The organism is Streptomyces sp. NPDC001890 (assembly GCF_042891445.1).
In the GTDB taxonomy this organism is placed as follows: Bacteria; Actinomycetota; Actinomycetes; order Streptomycetales; family Streptomycetaceae; genus Streptomyces.
Map to the genome: position 1 here is coordinate 298,552 of NZ_JBIATE010000003.1, position 17,934 is coordinate 316,485.

A 17,934-nucleotide genomic window follows, 5' to 3' on the forward strand; every position below is an offset into this window, starting at 1 on the left:
CCCGGAGTCGGGCTCGGAAAAGTCCCAGGATATCGGGGGTGCCGGAGAGCCGACGACGGGTTGTGCCCGTTCGGCGGGGTGCGCCCGCGACGGGCGCCGCGCGACGGCGGGCCGACGGGCCGGAGCGTCCTGCGCACCGGCCCGTCGACGGCCTCGCGGCGGCCGGGTTCAGCCCGCCAGGAACGACGCCAGCGCGTTGGCCAGCAGGTACGGGTCGTCCGCCCCGCACAGTTCACGGGCGCTGTGCATGGACAGGATCGCGACGCCGATGTCCACGGTCTGGATGCCGTGCCGGGCGGCGGTGATCGGGCCGATCGTGGTGCCGCACGGCATCGAGTTGTTGGAGACGAACGTCTGCCACGGCACGTCCGCCTTCCGGCACGCCTCCGCGAACACGGCCCGGCCGCTGCCGTCGGTCGCGTACCGCATGTTGACGTTGACCTTGAGGATCGGTCCGCCGTTGACCACGGGGTGGTGGGTCGGGTCGTGGCGCTCGGCGTAGTTGGGGTGGATCGCGTGACCGGTGTCGGAGGAGAGGCAGACGGTCCCGGCGAAGGCGCGGGCGCGGTCCTCGTACGTGCCGCCGCGCGCGAAGACCGAACGCTCCAGGACCGTGCCGAGCAGCGGGCCGTCGGCGCCGGTGTCGGACTGCGAGCCGTTCTCCTCGTGGTCGAAGGCGGCCATGACCGGGATGTACGGAAGTTCCGCGTCCGGCTGTCCGGCGACGGCGCCGAGCGCGGCGGTCGCCGCGTGCACGGAGAGCAGGTTGTCCATCCGGGGCCCGGCCAGCAGCTCGCGGTCCCGGCCCAGGTAGGCGGGCGGCTCGACGGCGTGCGGCATCAGGTCCCAGCCGGTCACGTCCTCGGCGTCGACGCCCGCCTCCTCGGCGACGAACCGGATCAGGTCGCCCTCCTCGACGTCCCCGAGCCCCCAGATCGGCTGCATGTGCTTCTGCCGGTCGAGCTTGAGACCGTCGGGGTTGGCCGACCGGTCCAGGTGCACGGCCAGCTGCGGTACGCGCAGCAGCGGCCGGTCGATGTTCACCAGCCGGTGCGTGCCGTCGCGCAGCGAGATCCGGCCCGCGAGGCCGAGGTCCCGGTCGAGCCAGGTGTTCAGGAGCGTCCCGCCGTAGACCTCCACGGCGACCTGCCGCCAGCCGTACGCCCCGGTGTCGGGCCGCGGCTTGACCCGCAGGTTCGGCGAGTCGGTGTGCGCCCCGACGATCCGGAACGGGGTGTGCGCCGAGGCGCCCTCCGGCACGTACCAGGCCACGATCGCGCCGCCGCGCAGGACGTACTTCCCCCCGCTCGTCCCGTCCCAGGCCGCGGTCTCCTCGACCTGCCGGAACCCGGCCTTCTCCAGCCGGCCGGCCGCGGTGGCCACGGCGTGGTACTGGGAGGGGGAGGCCATCAGGAAGGCCATCAGGTCGTCGGTGTGCCCGCGGTCGAAGCGGAGGGAGGAACTCATGTTCCTCACTGTAACGAGAGCGGACCAGGCGGCCTCACCGCCGTCGCACAGGGGGTGTCCGCCGTCCTGCGCGGGGCCCCCGCTCAGCTGCCCGGGATCGCCGCCGAGGGCTTCTCGCCGTTCTGGGCCTGCTGCGCCCGCTCGGCGAACATGGCCGCGAACGCCTCGACCTCCTTGTCGGCCACCACCGCCTTGCCCGAGGTGCCGGTGCTGATGCCCAGGACGGTCGTGCCGACCCGGATCTGCGTGATCGTGGCCGGTCCGGCCATGGTGCCGACCGCCGCCCGGTTGGACACGTGCTCCGCGCCCGGATCGCCGATCTCCACCTTCTCGGCGTCCTGACCGACCCGGTCCCCGCCGTACCACTCGGCCAGGATGTCGTACGCGGCGTCCGCGGTCTTCTCGTCCTTGTAGGCGAGGACCCAGAAATTGAGCGTGGTCACGTCCGACTTGCGGGAGAAGGCCGAGCCGCCCCAGAACGTGACCGGCTCGCAGGCGGTCTTCCGCTGCTCCTTCGTCCTGGCCACGCAGACCGACGGCGGGTACTCGGGGACCGGCTCCTGGGCGTCCGGCTTCATGTACATCCGCCAGCCCGGCACGGCCTTCGCGTCCGGCAGCACCGAGGTGGCCTGCTTCTTGCCGAGCGCGGCCGCCTCGGCGTCACCGCCCCCGCCCCCGCACCCCGCGAGCAGCAGCGCCACCGCCCCCGCCGCCAGCAGTCCCCGACCCCGTCGCGTACCCACGAAACCCTTGCCGCCCATGATGAACCCGCCCCCTCCGGCTGCCTGACGTCCGATCTTAGAGAGGGCCGGTGCGGTGGGGTGGGGCCAGGTCCACGGGCGGTCGATGGCGGTCGGGCCTTCGCCGTGGCCGATACGACAGCACCGCCACCCGAAAGCGTGTCCGGGTGACGGTGCGTGTCGGCGATCTTGAGCGGGAGCGGCTAGAACGCGGCCTCGTCCAGCTCCATCAGCGAGTTGTCGACGGACTCGGCGAGCGCGCGCTCGGCCGAGACGCCCGGCAGGATGTTCGCGGCGAAGAACTTCGCGGCGGCGATCTTGCCCTGGTAGAAGGCGACGTCCTTCGCGGTGGCGGTCGGCAGCTTCTCCGCCGCGACGGCCGCGCCCTTGAGGAGCAGGTAGCCGACGACGACATCGCCGGAGGCCATCAGCAGGCGGGTGGTGTTGAGGCCCACCTTGTAGATGTTCTTGACGTCCTCGCCGGTCGCGGTGAGGTCGGTGATCATCGTGCCGACGATCGCCTCCAGGTCCACGGCCGCCTTGGCGAGCGAGTCCAGCGCGCCGGACAGCTCCTCGTTGCCCTGGGCACCGGCGAGGAACTTCTTGATCTCCTCGGAGAGGGCGTTCAGCGAGGCACCCTGGTCGCGGACGATCTTCCGGAAGAAGAAGTCCTGGCCCTGGATCGCCGTGGTGCCCTCGTACAGCGTGTCGATCTTGGCGTCACGGATGTACTGCTCGATCGGGTACTCCTGGAGGTACCCGGAGCCGCCGAAGGTCTGGAGCGACTGCGCCAGCTGCTCGTAGGACTTCTCGGAGCCGTAGCCCTTCACGATCGGGAGCAGCAGGTCGTTGAGGCCGTGCAGCGCCTTGGCGTCCTCGCCCGCGGCCTCCTTCTCCTGGATCGAGTCCTGGACGGCGGCGGTGTACAGCACCAGGGAGCGCATGCCCTCCGCGTACGCCTTCTGCGTCATGAGGGAGCGGCGCACGTCGGGGTGGTGCGTGATGGTGACCTTGGGGGCGGTCTTGTCCATGAACTGCGACAGGTCCGTGCCCTGGACGCGCTCCTTGGCGTACTCCAGCGCGTTCAGGTAGCCGGTCGACAGGGTGGCGATGGCCTTCGTGCCGACCATCATGCGGGCGAACTCGATGATGCGGAACATCTGGCGGATGCCGTCGTGCTTGTCGCCGATCAGCCAGCCCTTGGCGGGGTGCTGGTCGCCGAAGGTCATCTCGCAGGTGTTGGACGCCTTGAGGCCCATCTTGTGCTCGACGTTGGTCGCGTACACGCCGTTGCGCTCGCCCAGCTCGCCGGTGGTCCAGTCGAAGTGGAACTTCGGGACCATGAAGAGCGAGAGGCCCTTCGTGCCGGGGCCGGCGCCCTCGGGGCGGGCCAGCACGTAGTGGATGATGTTCTCGGACATGTCGTGCTCGCCCGAGGTGATGAAGCGCTTCACACCCTCGATGTGCCAGGAGCCGTCCTCCTGCTCGACGGCCTTCGTGCGGCCCGCGCCGACGTCGGAGCCCGCGTCCGGCTCGGTCAGCACCATCGTCGAGCCCCACTGCTTCTCGACGGCGATCTCGGCGATCTTCTTCTGCGCCTCGTTGCCCTCCTCGAAGAGGATGCCGGCGAACGCCGGGCCGGAGGAGTACATCCACACGGCCGGGTTCGCGCCGAGCAGCAGCTCCGCGTAGCCCCAGATCAGGGAGCGCGGCGAGGTGGTGCCGCCGATCTCCTCGGGCAGGCCCAGGCGCCAGTACTCGGAGTCCATGAACGCCTGGTACGACTTCTTGAAGGTCGCCGGGACCGGCGCGGTGTTGGTCTCCGGGTCGAAGACCGGCGGGTTGCGGTCGGCGTCGGCGAAGGACTCGGCCAGCTCGTTCTCCGCGAGGCGGTTGACCTCGTCGAGGATGCTCTTCGCCGTCTCGACGTCCATCTCGGCGAACGGGCCGGTGCCGTACGTCTTGTCGCGCCCGAGCACCTCGAAGAGGTTGAACTCGATGTCGCGGAGATTCGACTTGTAGTGCCCCATGGAAGGCTCCGTAATCAATAGCAGTGGCGCGCAATGCCCCGGGACGGGGTGTCGGCCGGGCGGGCGACGAGGTGGCGGTGCGTATATGAGCTGACCTCTACGATGATGCTACCCGTCAGTAATAAGACGCAACCCCTCAAGGCCCCGATGTGTCCGATTACTCTTTGCGGTATGTACGGCTACGACCAGAACCCGGGTGCACAGCAGCAGATGGGCGGCGGCTACGGCGAGCAGCCGCTGTATCCCGAGCCCTCGCCGCCGTCCCTGGGTGACGCGGTACGGGCCTTCACCACCGGCTCGCTGTCCGCCGAGGACTTCCAGCAGATCTTCGCGACGTCGAAGGTCTACTGCCCGCGCGGCGACAACCCCGGCTTCCTGGCGCTGCACAACACCCAGCAGCCGGTGATCCCGATGTTCACCACGCTCAAGGAGCTGCGGCTGTACGCGGGCAAGGAGTCCAAGTACTTCGTGATCACCGGGGCCGAGGTGATCGACCTGCTGCCGACCGGCTACGGCTTCGTCCTCGACATGGAGGGTGAGCACCGCATGGTCTTCGACGCGAAGGCCGTGGAGCAGATGGTCGACTTCGCGATGCGCCGCATGTACGGCTGAGATCCCGTCCTTCGCAAGGGGTCCGCACCGCTCGGTGCGGGCCCTTCGCGTTGCCCCGGTCCGTTGCTCCGGACGACTGAGGGAATGAAGTGCACCTTGCAAGATGTTCACCATTCAACTAAATTGAAGGCACGACGATCCCGGAGGTGGCTCCCATGCCCGCAGTGACTGTTGAAAACCCGCTGACCCTGCCCAAGGTCGCCGCTTCCGGCGATGCGACGCCCCGTCCCGTGCTCGCCGTGACCACGGCGCCGAGCGGATTCGAGGGCGAGGGCTTCCCGGTTCGCCGCGCGTTCGCCGGGATCAACTACAAGCACCTCGACCCGTTCATCATGATGGACCAGATGGGCGAGGTGGAGTACGCGGCCGGCGAGCCGAAGGGCACCCCCTGGCACCCGCACCGCGGCTTCGAGACCGTCACGTACCTGATCGACGGGACCTTCGTCCACCAGGACTCCAACGGTGGCGGCGGCACCATCCAGAACGGCGACACCCAGTGGATGACCGCCGGCTCCGGGCTGCTGCACATCGAGGCCCCGCCGGAGTCCCTGGTGATGTCGGGCGGCCTCTTCCACGGCCTCCAGCTCTGGGTGAACCTGCCCAAGGCCGACAAGATGATGAACCCCCGCTACCAGGACATCCGCGGCGGTCAGGTCCAGCTCCTCGCCTCCCCGGACGGCGGCGCGCTGCTCCGCGTCATCGCCGGTGAGCTCGACGGGCACGAGGGCCCCGGCATCACGCACACCCCGATCACGATGATCCACGCCACCGTGCGCCCCGGCGCCGAGGTGACCCTGCCGTGGCGCGAGGACTTCAACGGACTCGCCTACGTGCTGGCCGGCCGCGGCACCGTCGGCGCGGAGCGCCGCCCCATCCACCTGGGACAGACCGCGGTCTTCGGCGCCGGTTCCTCGCTGACCGTCCGCGCGGACGAGAAGCAGGACGGCAACACCCCGGACCTGGAGGTCGTGCTGCTCGGCGGCCGCCCGATCCGGGAGCCGATGGCGCACTACGGGCCGTTCGTGATGAACAGCCAGGCCGAACTGAAGCAGGCCTTCGAGGACTTCCAGGCCGGCCGCCTCGGCACCGTGCCCGCGGTCCACGGGATGTGACCTCGCCGCCGCCGGGTGACGGGCCGTCACCCGTGCGGCCTCGCAGGAGAGACACGGCCCCCGCGCCGAATAGGGTGGGAGGGTGCAGACCGACAAGCCCCTCCTGCCCGACGCGGCGCGCCGTGCCGCCGCCTGGTGCGGCGTGGTCCTCCTCGTCACCGGGGTCGCCGCCGTCGCCATCTGGCTGTGCATCATCTTCAAGACCGCGGTCACCCCAGTGCTGCTCGCGCTGCTCGGTACGGCGCTGCTCGGGCCGGTGCACCGCTGGCTGACCGACCGCGGGCTGAAGCGCTCGCTCGCCGCGGGGCTCACCTGTGTGCTGCTCGTCGCGGTGGTCGGCGGTGCCGGGTACATCGTCGTCACCGCGCTCGTCGACACCGGTGACCAGATCGTCCGGTCCCTGAAGGACGCAGGTCAGTGGGTCGTCGACCACTTCGGGATCGGCAAGAACACCAGCGTGGACGACCTGGTGGCCAACGCCCGGAAGCTCGTCGAGAAGTTCGGCGCGAGCGCCGCGGGCGGGCTGCTCTCCGGGATCAGCCTGATCGGCTCGCTGATCGCGACCAGCGTCCTCGCCCTGCTGCTGACCTTCTTCTTCCTGCGTGACTCCGACAAGGCCGTGAGCCTCGCCCACTCGGTCGCCCCGCGCGGTACCGGGGACCTGGTCGAGGCGATGGGGCGGCGGGCCTTCGAGGCCGTCGAGGGCTTCATGCGCGGCACCACGTTCATCGCGCTGATCGACGCCTTCTGCATCACCATCGGCCTGCTGATCCTGCGTGTTCCCGGCGCGGTGGGGCTCGGTGCGCTGGTCTTCGTCGGGGCCTACATCCCCTACCTCGGAGCGTTCATCTCGGGCGCCGTCGCGGTCGTGGTCGCATTCGCCGACCGGGGCTTCGTGATCGCCCTCTGGGCACTGGGCGTCGTGCTCGCCGTGCAGGTGCTGGAGGGCCACGTCCTGCAACCGATGATCCAGAGCCGTACGGTGCAGATGCACCCCGCCATGATCATGATCGCGATCACCGCGGGCGCCAGTGTGGCCGGCCTGCTGGGCATGCTGCTCGCGGTCCCGGCCTGCGCGGCGGCCTTCGGCGTACTCGGCGAGCTGCGCGGGGACCGCACGGGCCCGCCGTCCGGCCAGGGGCCGGAGCCCGGCCCGGCACCGGAAGGCGCCTGACCTTTCAGCCGGCCGGCGATCGGGGGTGTCTCAGTTCGCCGGCTCCGACTCGTACAGCTCGAACCAGATCGACTTCCCCGCGCCCTGCGGGTCCACCCCCCACGCGTCGGCGAGCATCTCCATCAGCACCAGCCCGCGGCCGCTGGAGGCCATCTCCCCGGGGCGCCGCTTGTGCGGCAGCTCGTCGCTGCCGTCGGACACCTCCACCCGCAGCCGCCGCTCGCCGTGCTCCCCCGTCGCCTGAGCGAGCATCAGCGCGTCCCCGTCCGTGTGGACGAGGACGTTGGTGGCCATCTCGGAGATCATCAGCACCGCCGCGTCGACCTGCTCCGGATCCGCCCAGTCGTGCAGCAGCTCCCGCAGCTGCTGCCGGGCCGCCGCGATCCGCTCCGGCTCGGCCTGCGCGATGGTCAGCGCGGTGCGCCGGGGCACCGGCTGCCGGCGCGCCCCTCCGTCGTACCGGAGCAGCAGCAGCGCGATGTCGTCCTCCCGGCGGTCCGCCAGCGGGCCCGTCGTGTAGTGGGACGTCGGCCCGTGCACGGCCTGCACGAGGGCGTCGGCGAGCTTCTCCAGGTCGGCGGTCTGCTGCTCCAGGACCGGCCGCAGCCGGTCCCAGCCGGAGAACATGTCATGGCCGCCGGTCTCGATCAGCCCGTCCGTGCAGAACATGATCGTTTCTCCGGGCCCCAGGGTGAGCCGGCTCGTCGGATAGTCGGCGTCCGTCTCGATGCCGAGCGGCATGCCGCCCTCGGTCTGGTGGATCATCGCCGTTCCGTCGGCGGTGATCACCACGGGGTCGGGGTGGCCGGCCCGTGCCATGTAGAGCGTGCCGGTCTCCGGATCGGTCTCCGCGTACAGGCAGGTGGCGAAGCGCGGTCCGGTCTCCTCCCCGTCCTCGTACGCGTCCGTGAGCCCGGACAGGAAGCGCGACGCCCGCGAGAGCACCGCGTCCGGACGGTGCCCCTCGGAGGCGTACGCGCGCAGGGCGATCCGCAGCTGCCCCATCAGCCCGGCGGCCCGCACGTCGTGGCCCTGGACGTCGCCGATGACCAGGGCGATGCGGCCGTTGGGGAGCGGGATCATGTCGTACCAGTCGCCGCCGACCTGGAGACCGCCGCCGGTCGGGATGTAGCGGGCGGAGACCGTCATCCCCGGGATGACGGGGCCGAGCGTCGGCATCATCGAGCGCTGGAGCCCCAGCGACAGCTCCCGCTCGGTCTCGGCGACCCCGGCCCGGGTCAGCGCCTGCGCCAGCATCCGGGCCACGGTCGTCAGTACGGACCGCTCGTCCGGTGAGAACGACACCGGGTGCTTGAACCCCGCCATCCAGGCGCCCATGGTGTGCCCCGCGACGATCAGCGGCAGAAAGGCCCAGGACTGGCGCCCGAAGCGGCTGGCGAGCGGCCAGGTGACCGGGTAGCGGCGGCTGTACTCCTCGGGCGACGGCAGATAGATCGCCCGCCCTGTCCGTACCACCTCGGCGGCCGGGTAGTCGGTCTCCAGCGGCATGTCGGTGAACGGGTCCTCGTCGCCCACGCTGTGCCCGTGGTGCCCGATGATCGTCAGCCGCTCGCCCGCGACGCCGAAGACCGCCAGGCCGTCCGGGGAGAAGCCCGGCATGGAGAGCGAGGCGGCGACCCGCAGCACCTCCGCGGTCGACCTGGCCTCGGCCAGCGCCCGGCCCGCGTCCAGCAGGAAGGCCTCGCGGGAGCGGCGCCAGTCCCCGGTGATGGGGGTGTGCGCCCCGGTGGTGCCCGGCTGCGGCTCGGCGACCTCCTGGAGGGTGCCGACCAGTACGTAGTCCGCGCCGCTCGCCGACCTGACGAACAGTGGCTTGGAGCGGCTGCGGACGGTGCGCAGCACCCGGCCGCTTCCGTCCACGACCCGCAGCCGGGCCTCGGCGAGGGTGCCCTCGGCGCGGGCGAGGTTCACCACGCCGTAGATCTCGTTCCAGTCGACGGGGTGGAAGCGGGAGCGCACCGCGGCCTCGCGGAAGACACCGGCAGCCGCGGGCAGCTCCAGGAGCCGGGCCGCCTCCGCATCGAGCGTGACGGTCCCGGCTGCGTTGTCCCAGCGCCACAGACCGGTCGCGGTCGCGGCCAGGACGTCCTCGGTGCGCATTGCCCTACTTTAAGAAGGTCTGCCCGGTGGACGCCACCGAAGGGGTGCCTCCACGGGGCCTCGGCGGGCCTCGGATGATCTTGGAATGTCAATGTCAATGTTTCGGTGCGGGTGCGGGCGGTAGCCTGGGGTGGCTGAATCCACCCCGAACCGCGAAGACTGGATGAACGACGATGCATCGGTACAGGTCCCACACCTGCGGCGAGCTCCGCGCCTCTGACGTCGGCACCGACGTCCGACTGAGCGGCTGGCTGCACAATCGCCGAGACCTGGGTGGCATCCTCTTCATCGATCTGCGCGACCACTACGGTCTGGTGCAGCTGGTCGCCCGCCCCGGTACCCCCGGCAACGAGGCGCTGGCGAAGCTCACCAAGGAGACCGTCGTACGGATCGACGGCAAGGTCTCCGCGCGCGGCGCCGACAACGTCAACCCGGAGCTCCCGACCGGCGAGATCGAGATCGAGGTCACCGAGGTCGAGGTGCTGGGCGAGGCCGCCCCGCTGCCCTTCACGATCAACACCGAGGACGGGGTCAACGAGGAGCGGCGCCTGGAGTACCGCTTCCTCGACCTGCGCCGCGAGCGCATGCACCGCAACATCATGCTGCGCTCGGCGGTCATCGCCTCGATCCGCGCCAAGATGGTGGCCCTCGGCTTCAACGAGATGGCGACCCCGATCCTCACCGCGACCTCCCCCGAGGGCGCCCGTGACTTCGTCGTCCCGTCCCGCCTGAACCCGGGCAAGTTCTACGCCCTGCCGCAGGCCCCGCAGCAGTTCAAGCAGCTGCTGATGATCTCCGGCTTCGACCGCTACTTCCAGATCGCGCCGTGCTTCCGCGACGAGGACGCCCGCGCGGACCGTTCGCCCGGCGAGTTCTACCAGCTCGACGTCGAGATGTCGTTCGTCGAGCAGGAGGACGTCTTCCGGCCGATCGAGAAGCTGATGACCGAGCTCTTCGAGGAGTTCGGCAACGGCCGCCACGTCACCTCGCCGTTCCCGCGCATCCCGTTCCGCGAGTCGATGCTGAAGTACGGCAACGACAAGCCCGACCTGCGCGCCAAGCTGGAACTGGTCGACATCTCCGACGTCTTCGCCGACTCGGAGTTCAAGGCGTTCGCCGGCAAGCACGTCCGCGCCCTTCCGGTCCCGGACACCGCGGGCCAGTCCCGGAAGTTCTTCGACGGCCTCGGCGACTACGCCGTCCAGCACGGCGCCAAGGGCCTGGCCTGGGTCCGCGTCGGCGAGGACGGCACCCTGGCGGGGCCGATCGCCAAGTTCCTCACCGAGGCCGACGTGAAGACCCTCACCGAGCGTCTCTCCCTCGTCCCCGGCCACGCGGTCTTCTTCGGCGCGGGCGAGTTCGACGAGGTCTCCAAGATCATGTCCGTCGTCCGCGTCGAGGCCGCCAAGCGCGCCGGCCACTTCGAGGAGGGCGTCTTCCGGTTCTGCTGGATCGTCGACTTCCCGATGTACGAGAAGGACGAGGACACCGGCAAGATCGACTTCTCCCACAACCCCTTCTCGATGCCCCAGGGCGGCCTGAAGGACCTGGAGGAGAAGGACCCGCTGGACATCCTCGCCTGGCAGTACGACATCGTCTGCAACGGCATCGAGCTGTCCTCCGGCGCCATCCGTAACCACGAGCCCGAGCTGATGCTCAAGGCCTTCGAGATCGCCGGCTACGACCGCGAGACCGTCGAGCACGAGTTCGCGGGCATGCTCCGCGCCTTCCGCCTCGGCGCCCCGCCGCACGGTGGCATCGCCCCGGGCGTCGACCGCATCGTGATGCTGCTGGCCGACGAGCCCAACATCCGCGAGACGATCGCCTTCCCGCTCAACGGCAACGCCCAGGACCTGATGATGGGCGCCCCGACGGAGCTGGACGAGACCCGGCTGCGCGAGCTGAACATCCAGCTCCGCAAGCCGGTGGCGACGGCGGCGGCGAAGGAAAAGGCGGACCCCAAGGACTCCGTGGCGAGGGACACCGGCGCGAAGTAAGGGTTTCACGTGAAACATCCCCCGGCCGACCCCGGCCGGGGGATGTTTCATGTTTCCGGTGGCCTGTCTCACGTCGCGTTCAGGGCCACCGTCGGGTGGAGCCGGGAGGCGCGGATCGCCGGATAGAGGCCCGCGGCCACGCCGATCAGAAGGGTGGCGGCCAGCCCGCCCGCCAGGGACCACGGAGGGACCACCGCCGTCCACCCCTGGACCCGCGCGAAACCGTACGTCGCCGCCGCGCCCAGCAGTGCGCCCGTCGCCCCGCCCAGCGCCGACAGCAGCAGCGACTCGGTCAGGAACTGGAGCCGGATCGCGCCCCGGGTCGCGCCCAGCGAGCGCCGCAGCCCGATCTCCTGACGGCGTTCCAGGACGGAGATGACCATGGTGTTGGCGACGCCCACCCCGCCGACCAGCAGGGCCACCGCGCCCAGACCGAGCATCAGGTTCGTCAGGCCCTCGTCGGTGGCGGCCTTGGCAGCCAGCGCGTCCGAGGGGCGGGAGACCTTGATGCCCGCCACGTTGCCGGGGCTGATGGTGCGGGCCAGGACCGCCCGTACGTCCTCGACCGAGGCGTCGGTGGAGCGCTCGAAGACGGTGGTCGGGTGGCCGTCGAAGCCGAAGTGGCGCTCGGCGGCGGGGAATCCGACCATGGCCACCCGGTCCAGGTTGGGGACCAGTTCGAGGGGTTCGAGGATGCCGACGACGGCCACACGGATGTCGTTCATCATGATCGTCTCGCCGGTTCGGGTGATGCCCAGGCGCTCCGCCGCCACCGAGCCGAGCACCGCCGTGGGGAGGCGCTCACCGGCCGGGGTCAGCCAGGTGCCCTTGCCGACCTCACCGCCGAGCGCGGAGAGCAGGTCGGCGCGGACCGCCTGGGCGGTGACGCCCGCGGTGCGCTCCTCGGGCACCACGTCGCTGCGGCGGATGCGGGCGTCGATGTCGGCGGTGGCCGTGGCGTGCCGCACCGGGCCGATGCGCTCGACCATCGCGACCGCGTTCTTCGGCAGCCGGACCGGTCGGCCCATGGCATCGCGGCCGGCCTCGGCGGTGAGCAGGTTGGTGCCGAGGCGGTCGAGCCGGGCCATCAGGTCCGCGCGGCTCGACTCGGACAGACCGACGACCGCGACCACCGTCGCGATGCCGATGGCGATGCCGAGCGCCGAGAGCACCACGCGCGCGCGACGGGCACGGAGACCGACCGCGCCGACGCGCAGGACGTCGCGGGGGGAGAGGCGGGCGGGCCTGAGCTCGTTCTTCATGAACCGGCCTTCCGTGTACGTGGGCCGAGGAGCGTGCCGGTGCGCGTGTCCGAGACGATCTCGCCGTCCCGGAAACGGACCCGGCGCGGCAGCGAGTCCGCGATCCCGTTGTCGTGGGTGATCACGCAGACGGTGGTGCCGGATGCGTTGAGCTCGTGCAGCAGCTCCATGACGATCTCGCCGGACGCGGTGTCCAGTGCCCCGGTCGGCTCGTCGGCCAGCAGCAGCCGGGGACCGCCCACCAGGGCACGGGCGATGGCCACCCGCTGCTTCTCGCCGCCGGACAGCTCGTTCGGGGTGTGCGAGCCGCGGTGGTCCAGCCGCACCCTGGCGAGTGCCTCCCGGGCGCGCCTGCGCCGTTCCTTCGGCGCGACGCCCGCGTACAGCAGTCCGTCGGCGACGTTGTCCACCGCGTCGCGCCCGGCCGCCAGGTGGAAGTGCTGGAAGACGAAGCCGATGTGGCGGGCGCGCAGTGCGGAGAGCCGGGAGTCGGAGAGCCCGGACACGTCGTACCCGGCCACCGCGACGGTGCCCGTGGTGGGCCTGTCGAGCGTGCCCATGATGTTGAGCATCGTGGACTTGCCGGAGCCGGACGGGCCGACGACGGCGAGCAGTTCGCCCGCCTCGACGGTGAGGTCCACTCCGCGCAGGGCGTGGACGCCGCCGGGGTACGACTTGGTGGCGCCGCGCAATTCGATCACCGGGGCCGGTGTCATGACGCGGCCGCTCCGACCTTCAGGCCCTCGCGCACGTCGGGTCCGCTGACCTCGATCTGCCCGTCGGCGGTCATGCCCGTCTCCACCCGGATCATCCGCGAGGAGGTTCCCCGGACGACCTGGAGGCCGTAGCCGCCGTTCTCGCCGCGCAGGGCGACGACCGCCTCGACGGGGACCGCGAGGACCCCCTCACGCGCCTCGCTGACGAACTTCACGCTCACCGGTTTCCCGGCGTCCTCGCCGGACGCGGCGCCCGCCCCGCCGTCCAGGACGACCTCGACGGTGATGCCGTCCCCGGCGCCCGCGTCGCCGCCGGCGGCCCGCTCCTCGGGGCGCACCGTACCGGCGACGTGGCCGCCCACGGTCCTCCCGCTCGGCAGGGTGACCTCGACCGCGGTGTTCCGTGAGGTCAGCGCGCCGTCGCTCTGCTCCAGTTCGGCCCGTACGACGGGCCGGGTGGAGGCGATCGTCAGGACCGGCTCGTCCGGGCCGACCTGATCGGCGAGCGCCGCGTCGGCGGAGACCACCTTGACCGGGCCGGGCTGGAAGACGACATCGCCCTTGCCGACCCTGCCGGTGGGCTCGCGGTTGAGGGACTTCTGCCACTGCTCGACGGCGGCCGCGGTGTCCGCGTCGTACCGGACGTCGACGTGGAGCCGCGACCCGTACCCCAGGTCACGCAGATTGCGCTCCAGCTGGAGCACGTCGCTGCCCCGGTCGCCGGGCTTCATCTCGCGGAACATCGGGACCGGCCCGTAGAGGAGGGTGACGGGCTTGTCGTTCAGCTCGTACAGCGCCTGCCCCATGGTCAGCTTCCTCCCTGCGGGGGCGGCGACCGTGACGGTTCCCTCGACGGCGGCCTTGACGGCGCGTCGCTGCGAGAAGTCGAGCCTGCCGTCGACCGTCGTGGACCGCACGAGGTCGGTGCGGACGACGGTCGCGGTGGCGGGCGGCGGGCCGCCGCCCCGCGCGGCGGCGCCCGCGTCGCCGCCGTCGCGGAGGAGGCCGCCGTCGCCGAGGAACAGGACGCTCCCGGTGACGGCGGCGGCGAGGGCCGCCGCACCGAGCGCGAGGAAGGTGGTGCGGCGCCTCACTGCATGCCGTCCAGACCGTCGAGCAGCTTCGACTCGCACGCCTCGCGGGCCTTCTTGTACGCCGGTGAGTTGGTGTCGATGGACGGGGACGCCGGGTTCGGGTCGCCGCCCGGCTGGGCGTTGCCGCCGCTCATGGTCGGGTTGGTGAACCGGGAGACGCCGTTGTCCCGCATGCACTTGGCGTGCGCGAGCATCGACTCGTAGGACTTCTGCTGGTCGCGCTCGGGCTCGGCGTCCATGGCGGCCTGCAGCTCGGCGACGCAGGCGCCGCCCTCGCCGCCCTTGATGCCCTCGTTGCGGCCCGGCTGGGAGCCGATCTCGTTGACCTTGTCCCAGTCGAGGTAGCCGCTGAGCTTCGGGTCGGGGAAGTCCTTGTAGCCGCCCTTGACGCGCATGCACCGGACGTACTTCAACTGGGCGTCGTAGAAGGCGCTCTTGGCAGCGGGCCCGGGGCCCGCGCCCGGCGTGGCCGGCGTGTCCTGGGTGCCCGGTGTCTCTCGCGTTTCCGGTACGTCGGCGATCACGTCGCTCTTCTTCGTACCGCCGTCGTCACCGTCACCGCTGCCGCCTCCGCAGGCGACGGCGAGGGCGAGCACGGGCAGGGCCACGAGCGCGGTCATGCGCAGCCGGGCGGTGGCGCGGGGGTTCGTCCTGGGGAAGGTCATGCGCCGTACGTTCGCCGCCCCGGATGATGGCCGCTCCATGGCCACATGATGGGAACGTAACAATGCCCCCGGCCTGCGCCTCCGCCCCTGTCCGGGGCAGACGCGGGCGGTCCGGACGTGCCCATAATCGGCTCCATGCCGCATGTGTTGCTCATCGAGGACGACGCGTCCGTACGGGACGGAATGGAGCTCGTGCTGCGCCGGCACGGGTACGGCGTGGAGGCCGCCGCCACCGGCGAGCAGGCCCTCGCCCTGCTGGCCGGGGAACGGGGCGCAGGGGTGGAACTGGTGGTCCTGGACCTGATGCTGCCCGGCATGGACGGCTTCGAGGTGTGCCGCCGCATCCGCGCCCGCTCGGCGGCCCTGCCCGTCATCATGCTGACCGCACGCGGCGACGACCAGGACATCGTGACCGGTCTGGAGGCGGGCGCCGACGACTACGTCGTCAAGCCGGTCACCGCGCCCGTCCTGGAGGCCCGCATCCGGGCCGCGCTGCGGCGGGCGGAACCGTCCGGGCCGGTGCGCGGGGCCGCCGCCGACCTCGCCGGGCTGGTGATCGACCGCGCCGGGCTGACCGTCACCAAGCACGGCACACCGGTCCCGCTGCCGCCCACCGAACTGCGGCTGCTGCTGGAGCTGTCGGCGGCCCCCGGCCGGGTGCTCAGCCGCGAGCAGCTCCTCGAATCCGTCTGGGACCACACCTTCCTGGGCGACTCCCGGCTGGTGGACGCGGCGGTCGGCCGGCTGCGGGCCAAGCTGGAGGACGTCCCGGCCAAGCCGCGGTACGTCCAGACGGTGCGGGGCTTCGGCTACCGCTTCGGGCCGCTGTGAACCGTACGGGCAAAGCCGTTGACCGTACGGACAAGGGCAGGCGCGACGCCGCCCCGACCAGGCGCTCGCGACGCCTGGTCGGCGGGCTGCGCGTCCGGCTCGTCGTCACCTTCGTCGTCGTCGCGCTGGTCAGCGCGGTGACCGCGACCGCCCTCGCCTACCGGGACGCCCGCACCGCCGTCCTCCAGCGCACCCAGAACGCCGCCGTGGACGACCTCCGGGAGCGGGTCACCGCGGTCGCCGCCGACCTCGACGTACCGCCCGACCAGCAGTCGCTGTCCCGGTTCGCGGCGAGGGTGTCGGAGGGGCTCGGCGGAAACATCGTCGTCGCCCGCTACCAGGACCTCTCCGCCGTCTCCGACTCGCTCGCCGACACCACGTCCAGGATCACCACCGAGCTGCGCACCGCCGTCATGACCGGCGACCAGGCCGGGTTCCAGCGGGTGCGGTGGCGGGGCGATCCCTATCTGGTGGTCGGCACGCCCGTCCGGTTCGACGACGGGGACCGCCGTACCTCCGGCCTGGAGGTCTACGCGATCACCGATCTGCGGGCCGAACGCGACGACACCGCCGCCCTGCTGGACTCCGTACGGGCCGGCATGGTGCCGGTGGTGCTGCTGGCCGCAGTCCTGGCACTGCTGGCCGCGGGCACGGTGCTGCGGCCGGTGCGGAAGCTGGGCCGGGCCACCCGTGAGCTGGCGGCCGGGGACCTCGGCACCCGGGTCGCCGTCTCCGGGCACGACGAACTCGCCGAACTGGCCCGGACGTTCAACGAGACCGCCGACGCGCTCCAGTCCTCCGACACGGAGCTGCGCGAGCAGGAGGCGAAGGCGCGCCGCTTCGTGGCGGACGTGTCGCACGAGCTGCGCACGCCCCTCGCCGCGATGACGATGGTGGCCACCGTCCTGGAGGAGGACGCCGACCAGTTGCCGCCGGACGCGGCGCGGGCGGCCCGTACCGTCGGCGCGGAGACTGCGCGGCTGTCCCGGCTGGTCGAGGACCTGATGGAGATCTCCCGCTTCGACGCGAAGGCGGTACGGCTGAACGCGGCCGAGGCGGATCTCGCCGACACCGTACGGGCCTCGCTGGCGCTGCGCGGCTGGACGGACCGGGTGCGGACCGAGCTTCCCGAGGGGTTGCGGGCGGTGGTCGACCGGCGCCGGATCGACGTGATCGTCGCGAACCTGGTGGGCAACGCGCTGCGGCACGGCGCCCCGCCGGTCACCGTGACGCTCGGAACGGCCGGTGCGGCGGCCGATGCGGCGGACGGCGAGTGGGTGGTCCTGTCCGTCGCCGACCACGGACCGGGGCTGCCGCCGGAGGCACGGGAGCGGGTCTTCGACCGGTTCTACAAGGCGGACGCGGCCCGCACCCGTGGCGCTGCCGACGACAGCGGACAGGGCAGCGGCCTCGGCACGGCGATCGCGCTGGAGAACGCCCGGCTGCACGGCGGCACGATCGAGGTGGCCGACGCGGCGGATGCGGCGGACGTGGCCGACGTGGCGGACGGACCGGCGCGCGGCGCGGTGTTCACGCTGCGGCTGCCCCTGCGACGTACGGGAGAGGACACGGAGTGAGGGACCGACAGGGCATCACGGTCGTGGTTGCGGTCGCCGCGCTGGGGCTCGCCCTCATGGGCTGCGGCGTCCAGCCGACCGGGGTGATAGGCGCGGGCGAGCCCGCGTCCGGGCCGACGCGCGGGATGCGGCTGTACTACGCCTCCGCCGCCGGGCTGCGCGCGGTGCCGCTCATCGACGTCGAGGTCGAGGACCTCAACGGCGTACTGAAGCTGCTCGGCGCGCGGACGCCGCCCGCCGACCAGGGCGGACTCACCTCCCTCGTCCACCTCGGCGGCTACTCGGCGACGGGTTCGGGCGCCCGGGTCACGGTGCGGCTGGAGGGCCTCTACGGGGAGTCGGGACGCGACCAGGCCACCGGCCAGCTGGTGTGCACGCTGGCGCGCGCCCAGTCCGTACTGGAGCCGAAGGTGAGGACCGACGACGTCGAGGTCACCCTGCGACCGTCCGAGGGCGAGGCGCTGGGCCCGTACCGGTGCCCGGAGTTCCTCAACGGCTGACTTACCGGCGGGGGATACGGCCGTATGGACCCCGTA

15 protein-coding genes are annotated in these 17,934 nt (G+C 71.6%); 7 read left to right on the forward strand and 8 right to left on the reverse strand.

Translation table 11 applies throughout. The features are described from left to right. Window positions 1–168: 168 nt before the first annotated feature. The 3 genes from ACFYY1_RS12665 to ACFYY1_RS12675 all read right to left on the reverse strand — a co-directional run bounded on the left by ACFYY1_RS12665 (window position 169) and on the right by ACFYY1_RS12675 (window position 4,237). Window positions 169–1,467 (reverse strand): M18 family aminopeptidase, encoded by a 1,299-nt coding sequence (locus ACFYY1_RS12665; protein ID WP_388583915.1) that lies wholly within the window; start codon window positions 1,465–1,467, stop codon window positions 169–171. Between the two features lie 83 nt (window positions 1,468–1,550). Then, window positions 1,551–2,228 (reverse strand): hypothetical protein, encoded by a 678-nt coding sequence (locus tag ACFYY1_RS12670; RefSeq protein WP_388583918.1) that lies wholly within the window; start codon window positions 2,226–2,228, stop codon window positions 1,551–1,553. 182 nt (window positions 2,229–2,410) lie between these two features. After that, a complete protein-coding gene (locus tag ACFYY1_RS12675; protein WP_388583920.1) occupies window positions 2,411–4,237 on the reverse strand; it encodes an acyl-CoA dehydrogenase in 1,827 nt (608 codons plus the stop codon). 171 nt (window positions 4,238–4,408) lie between these two features. Here ACFYY1_RS12675 and ACFYY1_RS12680 point away from each other — a divergent pair, with 171 nt between their 5' ends. The 3 genes from ACFYY1_RS12680 (at window position 4,409) to ACFYY1_RS12690 (ending at window position 7,135) form a co-directional block, all read left to right on the forward strand. Continuing rightward, a complete protein-coding gene (locus ACFYY1_RS12680; RefSeq protein ID WP_072487501.1) occupies window positions 4,409–4,849 on the forward strand; it encodes an SseB family protein in 441 nt (146 codons plus the stop codon). 155 nt (window positions 4,850–5,004) lie between these two features. Beyond that, a complete protein-coding gene (locus ACFYY1_RS12685; protein WP_388583922.1) occupies window positions 5,005–5,961 on the forward strand; it encodes a pirin family protein in 957 nt (318 codons plus the stop codon). A gap of 82 nt (window positions 5,962–6,043) precedes the next feature. Further along, window positions 6,044–7,135: an AI-2E family transporter gene (locus tag ACFYY1_RS12690; RefSeq protein ID WP_388583924.1), complete on the forward strand. Its 1,092-nt coding sequence runs from the start codon at window positions 6,044–6,046 to the stop codon at window positions 7,133–7,135. Between the two features lie 30 nt (window positions 7,136–7,165). Here ACFYY1_RS12690 and ACFYY1_RS12695 read toward each other — a convergent pair whose 3' ends face one another. Further along, on the reverse strand, window positions 7,166–9,256 hold the full coding sequence (locus ACFYY1_RS12695; RefSeq protein WP_388583927.1) for a SpoIIE family protein phosphatase: 2,091 nt from the start codon (window positions 9,254–9,256) through the stop codon (window positions 7,166–7,168). Between the two features lie 173 nt (window positions 9,257–9,429). Between ACFYY1_RS12695 and aspS the strand changes: the two genes are divergently transcribed. Next, window positions 9,430–11,253, forward strand: a complete 1,824-nt coding sequence (gene aspS, locus ACFYY1_RS12700; RefSeq protein WP_388583930.1) for an aspartate--tRNA ligase — start codon at window positions 9,430–9,432, stop codon at window positions 11,251–11,253. Between the two features lie 68 nt (window positions 11,254–11,321). Here the strand turns inward: aspS and ACFYY1_RS12705 are convergent, their stop codons facing one another. The 4 genes from ACFYY1_RS12705 to ACFYY1_RS12720 are packed head-to-tail and all read right to left on the reverse strand — an operon-like array spanning window position 11,322 to window position 14,990. Further along, a complete protein-coding gene (locus tag ACFYY1_RS12705) occupies window positions 11,322–12,515 on the reverse strand; it encodes an ABC transporter permease (protein ID WP_388583933.1) in 1,194 nt (397 codons plus the stop codon). Further along, the gene (locus tag ACFYY1_RS12710) at window positions 12,512–13,231 is read right to left on the reverse strand and encodes an ABC transporter ATP-binding protein (RefSeq protein WP_388583934.1); all 720 of its coding nucleotides are present in this window, start codon (window positions 13,229–13,231) and stop codon (window positions 12,512–12,514) included. The genes ACFYY1_RS12705 and ACFYY1_RS12710 overlap by 4 nt, the downstream gene beginning before the upstream one ends. Continuing rightward, window positions 13,228–14,325, reverse strand: coding sequence for a peptidoglycan-binding protein (locus ACFYY1_RS12715; RefSeq protein WP_388583936.1), 1,098 nt, complete (start codon window positions 14,323–14,325; stop codon window positions 13,228–13,230). Before ACFYY1_RS12715 ends, ACFYY1_RS12710 begins: the two co-directional genes overlap by 4 nt. Then, window positions 14,322–14,990 (reverse strand): hypothetical protein, encoded by a 669-nt coding sequence (locus ACFYY1_RS12720; protein WP_388583938.1) that lies wholly within the window; start codon window positions 14,988–14,990, stop codon window positions 14,322–14,324. Before ACFYY1_RS12720 ends, ACFYY1_RS12715 begins: the two co-directional genes overlap by 4 nt. 135 nt (window positions 14,991–15,125) lie before the next feature. Here ACFYY1_RS12720 and ACFYY1_RS12725 point away from each other — a divergent pair, with 135 nt between their 5' ends. From ACFYY1_RS12725 to ACFYY1_RS12735, 3 genes are all read left to right on the forward strand, one after another. Next, window positions 15,126–15,821, forward strand: a complete 696-nt coding sequence (locus ACFYY1_RS12725; RefSeq protein WP_388583940.1) for a response regulator transcription factor — start codon at window positions 15,126–15,128, stop codon at window positions 15,819–15,821. A gap of 74 nt (window positions 15,822–15,895) precedes the next feature. After that, entirely contained in the window at window positions 15,896–17,398 is a 1,503-nt protein-coding gene (locus ACFYY1_RS12730; RefSeq protein WP_388584691.1) for an ATP-binding protein, read from the forward strand. Further along, window positions 17,395–17,898 carry a hypothetical protein gene (locus tag ACFYY1_RS12735; protein ID WP_388583943.1) on the forward strand — a complete coding sequence of 168 codons (504 nt, stop codon included), beginning with the start codon at window positions 17,395–17,397 and terminating at the stop codon, window positions 17,896–17,898. Before ACFYY1_RS12730 ends, ACFYY1_RS12735 begins: the two co-directional genes overlap by 4 nt. The last annotated feature ends 36 nt before the right edge of the window (window positions 17,899–17,934 follow it).